This window comes from Nitrosospira multiformis (assembly GCF_900111585.1).
In the GTDB taxonomy this organism is placed as follows: Bacteria; Pseudomonadota; Gammaproteobacteria; order Burkholderiales; family Nitrosomonadaceae; genus Nitrosospira; species Nitrosospira multiformis_B.
This window is the reverse complement of the sequence record NZ_FOHI01000004.1, coordinates 318,857-325,850: the sequence shown is the minus strand read 5'-3', so window position 1 is coordinate 325,850 and position 6,994 is coordinate 318,857. Positions and strand designations below refer to the sequence as shown.

Here is a 6,994-nt window from a genome sequence, read left to right as displayed (position 1 = left end):
AATCATCGGCAATACCATTAATACCACAGATGGGTGTATCAAATTTCAATTGCCGATGTCGAAAAAACTGTATCAGTTTTAAATTGCCGTTGACAGCGACCCGGGCTCAATTGCAAGGTATTTCCGAATACTTTCTGAAACCGCTGGAATCGATACCGGAAAAAAATTCCGGGAGTGGTGACCGGACAAGTTTGATTCAGGGAGGTGGAAAAGATCTGATGCGTCGGGACGGGCAGGTACAAAAAGTGGATGTGGACAGCTCTGAAAAACCGCTCAGTCTCAGGGCGGCGCAACTTGAACTGGAGCGGCGCGATGCACGCCGGCTGGAGGACTTGAAGGGCCGCTTGCAACGTTTGATCGAATCCAATCCGACCATGCGTGAATTCAGGAAGCAGTTACTGCTGGATATTACGACGGAAGGCCTGCGCATTCAGATCATCGATGATAAGAATCGGCCGATGTTTGCGCTTGCCAAGGCTGAACTGGAGTCGCACACCCGCGAAATTCTGCAAAAACTTGGCAGTGTGCTGAACGAAATGCCCAACAAGCTAAGCCTTTCTGGTCACACGGATTCCACTCCCTACGCGAGTGGCGAGAAAAATTACAGTAATTGGGAGCTATCTGCCGATCGCGCGAATGCTTCCCGCCGGGAACTCATTCTCGGCGGGATGAATGAGCAAAAGATCATGCGCGTGGTGGGCCTGAGCTCCGCAGTCCTGTTCGACAGGAATGATCCGACGAATCCCGTCAATCGGCGTATCAGCATCATTGTGATGAGCAACAAGGCTGCCGAAGCAATAAGCAAGGAAGGCGTGGAAACAACGGAAGTCAAAACGAATGGCACGGTCAATCGCGAAACCTTGCGCAGTAGGGCCGACTGAGAAACTGTTGTCACCCTTCCGGAGATCCGGCACCAATTTCCTCTGCTGGGAAACACTCCACTGATCCTGCCCAATGCGGAAATCCCATTCCGCACCGTGTAAAGAAAACCCCCTGTGTTGATTCCCTCCGCGATGCCGTGAGAATTATGGGGAAAATTACGTTCTTTTTCCCCGATAGCACACTCTCGACCTGCCCAATAATGTCGCATGTCATCCACGTGCAGTAATTCCACGTGGAGTTATCAGTCATTCGGGTTGTGACAGGAATCTGTAGTGAGCGAAGAGAGCGATCAGGAACGAACGGAACCGGCGTCCCCCAGGCGTCTTGAAAAGTCTCGTGAAGAGGGGCAGGCACCCCGCTCCACGGAACTTTCGACATTTGCCCTCCTTATTACAGCTGGGACTGGTCTTTGGCTCATGGGCGGACACTTGAGCAGCCAGCTTGCCCGATTGATGAAGGAGGGAATGCATATCCCGCGTGAGATCGGATTTGAGTCGGCACGCTTGGCCGAGCGCCTGTTCGAGCAATCCTTCCATGTGCTGATTACCTTCGCTCCCTTCCTGATACTGATGATCCTGGTCGCCCTGATTGCGCCCATGCTGCTTTCCGGATGGCTTTTCAGCTGGAAGTCGCTCAATCCCGATTTCAAGCGGATAAATCCACTGAGCGGCCTAAGCCGCATGTTTTCACTGCACAGCCTGATCGAATTAGCAAAAGCTCTCCTCAAAGCCGCGCTGATCGGCGGAGCAGGGGTATGGACGATCTGGCATTACAAGGAATCCGTGTTGTCGCTCATCGCCCGGCCACTCGTCCCGGGCTTAACTCATATGGGCGAACTGGTTGCCCTGAGTTTTTTTTCCATCGCGGGCACCATGATACTGATTGCCACGGTGGATGTGCCGTTCAAGTTGTGGGATCACTACCGCAAGCTCAGGATGACCAAGGAAGAAGTTCGTCAGGAAAACAAGGAAATGGAGGGTAATCCGCAAATCAAGGGGCGTATCCGTGCGCAACAGCGCGAAATGGCAAGAAAGCGCATGATGACCGAGATTCCCAGGGCGGATGTGATTATCACAAACCCTACCCATTACTCGGTCGCGCTCAAATACGAAGATGGCAAGATGCGGGCACCCCGCGTCGTTGCCAAGGGTATGCATCTATTGGCCCTGAAAATCCGCGAGATAGGGCATCAGCACAAAGTGCCGGTGCTGGAAGCGCCACCGCTGGCCCGTGCTCTCTATCAACATACTGAGCTGGGAGATGAAATTCCCCAGACCCTCTATAACACCGTCGCCGAGGTGCTCGCTTACGTTTATCAATTGCGCCGTCATCAGCAATATGGCCAGCCGGGCGGCAAGGTACCAGTCCTGCCGGAACTTGACGTGCCGGTTGAGCTGGATCCGGAAAACAAAGCGTTCAAGGAAGCGGGAAGAACTGGAAAACCTGAATAACGATGACTGCGATGACAAAACTGACTTACCTGTTTAGCGGTGCGAGGGCGCGCAGCCTTGCAGGCCCGCTGCTGATATTCATGATCCTCGGCATGATGGTACTGCCACTGCCCGCATTTTTACTGGACATGATGTTCACCTTCAACATCGCGCTCTCCATCATGGTGCTGCTGGTCAGCATCCATACGCACAAGCCGCTGGATTTTGCCGTGTTTCCCACGGTGCTGCTCCTTTCAACGCTGCTGCGATTGTCGCTCAACGTGGCCTCTACCCGCGTGGTGCTGATGCAAGGCCATACCGGGCCGGATGCGGCAGGAAAAGTCATCGAGGCATTCGGTCATTACCTCGTCGGCGGAAATTATACAGTCGGCATAGTTGTGTTCGTTATTCTGGTGGTGATCAACTTTATCGTCATTACCAAGGGTGCAGGCCGCATTGCGGAAGTTTCCGCGCGCTTTACGCTGGATGCCATGCCGGGTAAGCAGATGGCGATCGATGCGGACCTCAACGCGGGCCTCATCGGTGAAGAGGAGGCCGGGAGGCGGCGCGTCTCCATTGCGCAGGAGGCGGAATTTTACGGCTCCATGGATGGCGCGAGCAAGTTTGTAAGGGGAGATGCGATAGCAGGAATTCTCATCCTCTTTATTAATGTAATTGGCGGATTGATAGTCGGCGTTCTGCAGCATGACCTCGATCTTGCTACCGCCGCCAGAAATTACACCCTGCTTGCCATCGGTGATGGACTGGTGGCACAGATTCCCGCGCTTATTATCTCTACCGCTGCCGGTCTGGTAGTAAGCCGCGTCGGTACGGATGAGGATATCAGCACTCAACTGGCAGGCCAGCTTTTCTTAAAGCCCCAGGCATTGGCTTTGACTGCCGCTATCATCGGTCTCATGGGTTTGATACCCGGTATGCCTCACATTGCCTTTCTGCTGTTGGCTGCATTGTGCGGCGGAGGTGCCTATCTGATAGAACAGCGCCGCAAGCGGTTTGCATCGCAGGCGCCGACAGCTCCCGTTATCCAGGCGGAGGCGCAGGACGCGAGCTGGGATGATGTCATGCCCGTGGACATACTGGGCCTGGAGGTGGGTTATCGGCTGATTTCGCTCGTGGACAAGGCCCAGGATGGGGAGCTTCTCGGGCGGATCAAAGGCGTGCGCAAGAAATTCGCCCAGGAGGTCGGGTACCTTCCACCGACTGTTCATATCCGTGACAATCTGGAACTGCGCCCTAACGGATACCGGATAACGCTCAAGGGCGTCACTATTGGAACCGGTGAAGTCAATGTGGGGCAGTATCTCGCCATCAATCCGGGCATCGTATCCGGCAACGTACCCGGTCTTGCTACCACCGATCCCGCTTTCGGGCTGCCCGCTGTCTGGATAGAAGCGGGTCAGCGAGAGCGCGCCCAGTCGCTGGGATATACGGTGGTTGATGCAGGCACTGTCGTTGCCACCCATCTCAATCATCTGGTGCACAACCACGCTGCCGAATTGCTGGGCCGCACCGAAGTACAGCAATTGGTGGACCGCCTCTCAAAGGATTCTCCCAAGCTGGTGGATGATATGGTTCCGAAACTGCTCCCGCTCTCCACCTTGCAGAAGGTGCTGCAGAATCTGCTCGAAGAGAATGTGCATATACGCGACATGCGAAGCATCGTCGAAGCTCTGGCCGAGCACGCTTCGAAAGTTCAGGATGCGCATGAACTGACAGCGCTGGTGCGCATTGCGTTGGGACGCTCAATCGTTCAGCAGATATGGCCCCAAGCCAGTGAGCTGCAGGTGATGGCGCTTGATTCCGGACTGGAAAGGTTGCTGACGCACGCTTTGCAAGCCAGCCCGACCGGGGCCGGAATCGAGCCGGGACTTGCCGATACCCTCATTCGGGAGGCAGCTGGAGCCAGTCAGCGGCAGGAGCAGGTGGGGCTGGTTCCCGTGTTGCTGGTGCCGGCGCCGCTTCGAACCTTACTGGTGCGTTTTCTGCGCCGAGCCGTCCCTCAACTGAAAATACTGTCGCATGCGGAAGTACCCGATTCAAGCAATATTAAAGTCACTTCGATTCTTGGAGCCAGAGCATGACTATCAAACGATTTTTTGCCAAAACAACCAGTGAAGCATTGCGCATGGTACGCGATGAGCTCGGATCCGACGGGGTGATTCTGTCGAATCGGGCGGTAGATAATGGTGTCGAGATATTGGCCTTGAGCAATAGCGATATATCTGCGTTGCTCCCGCCGCCGGAATGCCAGAAAGAAGATGGGCAGCATCAAAGGCCGCGGGAGGAGAGCAAGAACGGGTTTTCGCCCGACGTGTCGGCAACGATACCTGCGGTTCCCAAAAGTATGCCCGAAAATCCTGTTGTACCTCCTGCTGCAGCTGCGGAGCAGACAGCAAGGACGGCAAGAATTGAAAGAAACGTTGAAGATGCGCCCCAGCCTGATTTGCCTCCTTCGCCGCGCAAGAAGGCGCAAGAGACAGGTCACGCTGCCAGGACCAACAAAAAAGCCATTCCACAAGTTTCCAGTAAACGTCCTCGCGCGACCACGGGACGCGTGCAGTCCACGAAGAGTGGAGAAGGGTCGGCCAAGAAAAGCAACAGAGGAACAACCTCCCGTGAAGCGAGCGGCATGACGGGGGAAACGAGGGTGTCAGATTTCCGGAGCTGGCAGAAACGGTTACAGAATACACGCAACTCAGCAACGGCAGTGAATCCGGAAATTGCAATTTCCCGCAGGCCGCGACGGCTTGCGCTGGATTCCCTTCAAGTCGCGGACAAGGTTGCGGCCAATGTTCTCAAGGAAGTCCGTTTCATGCATTCGACATTGGAGCAGCAACTTGCCTCACTAAGCCGGAACGAACAGGAGAGACGCGATCCAGTGCGCGGGCAATTATTTCGCCAGCTGCTGGCAGCAGGATTTCATGATGCTTCCGTACAGGCGCTGCTGGATCAATTGCCAGGAAATCTGGACGCAAGCGCGGCCATGAACTGGGTAAGAACGGCACTGACAGGCAATCTTCAGACTATCGGGAACGAGAACGAAATTCTGGAGAAGGGAGGTGTTTACGCTCTGGTAGGGCCGACCGGTGTGGGTAAGACGACCACTACCGCGAAGCTCGCAGCGCGTTGCGTTGTCCGCCATGGAGCAAGCAAGGTCGCCTTGCTGACGACCGACAGCTACCGCATAGGCGGACATGAGCAGTTACGGATTTATGGAAAGATTCTGGGGGTCAGCGTACATGCGGTAAGGGATACGCAGGACTTGGCCCTCGTGCTGAATGAATTGCGCGGCAAGCATATTGTGCTGATCGACACGGTTGGCGTGGGCCAGCGCGACCAGATGGTGGCCGAACAGGTTGCCATGCTGAGCGGCTGCGGCAGTGAAATCAAGCGCCTGTTGCTGCTCAACGCCGCTTCGAGTTGGCACACGCTGGACGAAGTTGCGCAGGCCTACTGGGGTGATGGTCTGGCGGGCGCCATCATCAGCAAGTTGGATGAAGCGGTAGTAACGGGCTGTGCGCTCGATATAGCCATGCGCCACAGCCTGCCTCTCTACTACGTTGCTCACGGTCAGCGGGTCCCCGAGGATATCGAGCTCGCGGATGCCGAGTCCCTGGTAAACCGTATGTTCGACGATCTCTCGCAGTTCGCTCATTTTCCTCCGTTCCAGAATGCCACGTCTTTTACCGCTCTCGATCATTCATGCTCGATAGCCGGGGCAAGTCGCGAGGGTGGCGGAATTGGACCGGATACGGGCGAGGTGTTCCTTGACTGAACCCATTCATGACCAGGCAGAAGGCCTTCGCCGATTGCTGGTTCAGAATTTCCTGCGCATTGTCACACTCACATCCGGTGGTACGGGCACGGGAAACACCACAGCTGTGATCAATCTCGCGGCGGCTCTGACGCGCAATGGAAAAAGTGTGCTGGTAATCGACGAGAACACGGGTGCAGGCAATGTATGCGGGCTGCTGGGATTGAACGCGCACCGCGACCTGCTGGATGTTATTCGACGTGACAGAACCGTGCAGGAAGTGCTTGTCAGCAGTGTCCACGGATTTTCGATCCTCCCTGCGGGGCGAGGCATGCGAGCCCTTGAAAAACTCAATGCCGGCGACCGCGCTCACCTGATCGGATCTTTCGCGCATATAACGCCGTCATTCGACGTGGTCCTGATCGATGCTGCTCCCGGCAAGACCAGCCGCTCGCTTTCGCTTGCTTTTTCAAGTCATGAAATCGTTGTGGTTGCTTCGCCCGAAGCCGCTTCCATTACTGCTGCCTATGCGCTGATCAAGCATATCGGTGGAAACCACCAGAATAAGCGGCGCTATCACATTCTGATCAATAAAGCGGTTACAGGAATCGAAGCAAATACCATTTTCAGCAATATGGAGAGCGCCGCCAAGCGTTATCTGGGGATTTCGCTCCAGTTCCTGGGATATATCCCGTACGAGCACAAGCTTTGTCCCGGTAACCCGTTGCCCACATCTCTTTCGGCTGCATCCTTCGGGGCAGCGTTCCAGCATGCGGCTGAATCGTTGATTCACTGGCCGTTCGAGGAGGATGAAGGACGAGGGCTCGAACGCTTCATGCAATGTTTGCTGCAAGGCAGCCCCGGCAGTCAGGGTGCCGGAATGAATACCGTTACAGCAGAGGCATAG

5 protein-coding genes are annotated in these 6,994 nt (G+C 55.4%); all 5 read left to right on the top strand.

All coding sequences use genetic code 11. The features are described 5' to 3' along the window. Positions 1-83: 83 nt before the first annotated feature. Positions 84-881 carry a flagellar motor protein MotB gene (motB, locus tag BMW46_RS08770; protein WP_256377013.1) on the top strand — a complete coding sequence of 266 codons (798 nt, stop codon included), beginning with the start codon at positions 84-86 and terminating at the stop codon, positions 879-881. A gap of 273 nt (positions 882-1,154) precedes the next feature. Further along, on the top strand, positions 1,155-2,333 hold the full coding sequence (flhB, locus tag BMW46_RS08765) for a flagellar biosynthesis protein FlhB (RefSeq protein WP_074707312.1): 1,179 nt from the start codon (positions 1,155-1,157) through the stop codon (positions 2,331-2,333). Between the two features lie 2 nt (positions 2,334-2,335). Beyond that, positions 2,336-4,414, top strand: coding sequence for a flagellar biosynthesis protein FlhA (gene flhA / locus BMW46_RS08760; protein WP_074707309.1), 2,079 nt, complete (start codon positions 2,336-2,338; stop codon positions 4,412-4,414). Continuing rightward, complete coding sequence (flhF, locus tag BMW46_RS08755) at positions 4,411-6,108, top strand: flagellar biosynthesis GTPase FlhF (RefSeq protein WP_074707306.1); 1,698 nt, start codon at positions 4,411-4,413, stop codon at positions 6,106-6,108. Before flhA ends, flhF begins: the two co-directional genes overlap by 4 nt. Next, positions 6,101-6,994 carry a MinD/ParA family ATP-binding protein gene (locus BMW46_RS08750; protein WP_074707303.1) on the top strand — a complete coding sequence of 298 codons (894 nt, stop codon included), beginning with the start codon at positions 6,101-6,103 and terminating at the stop codon, positions 6,992-6,994. The genes flhF and BMW46_RS08750 overlap by 8 nt, the downstream gene beginning before the upstream one ends.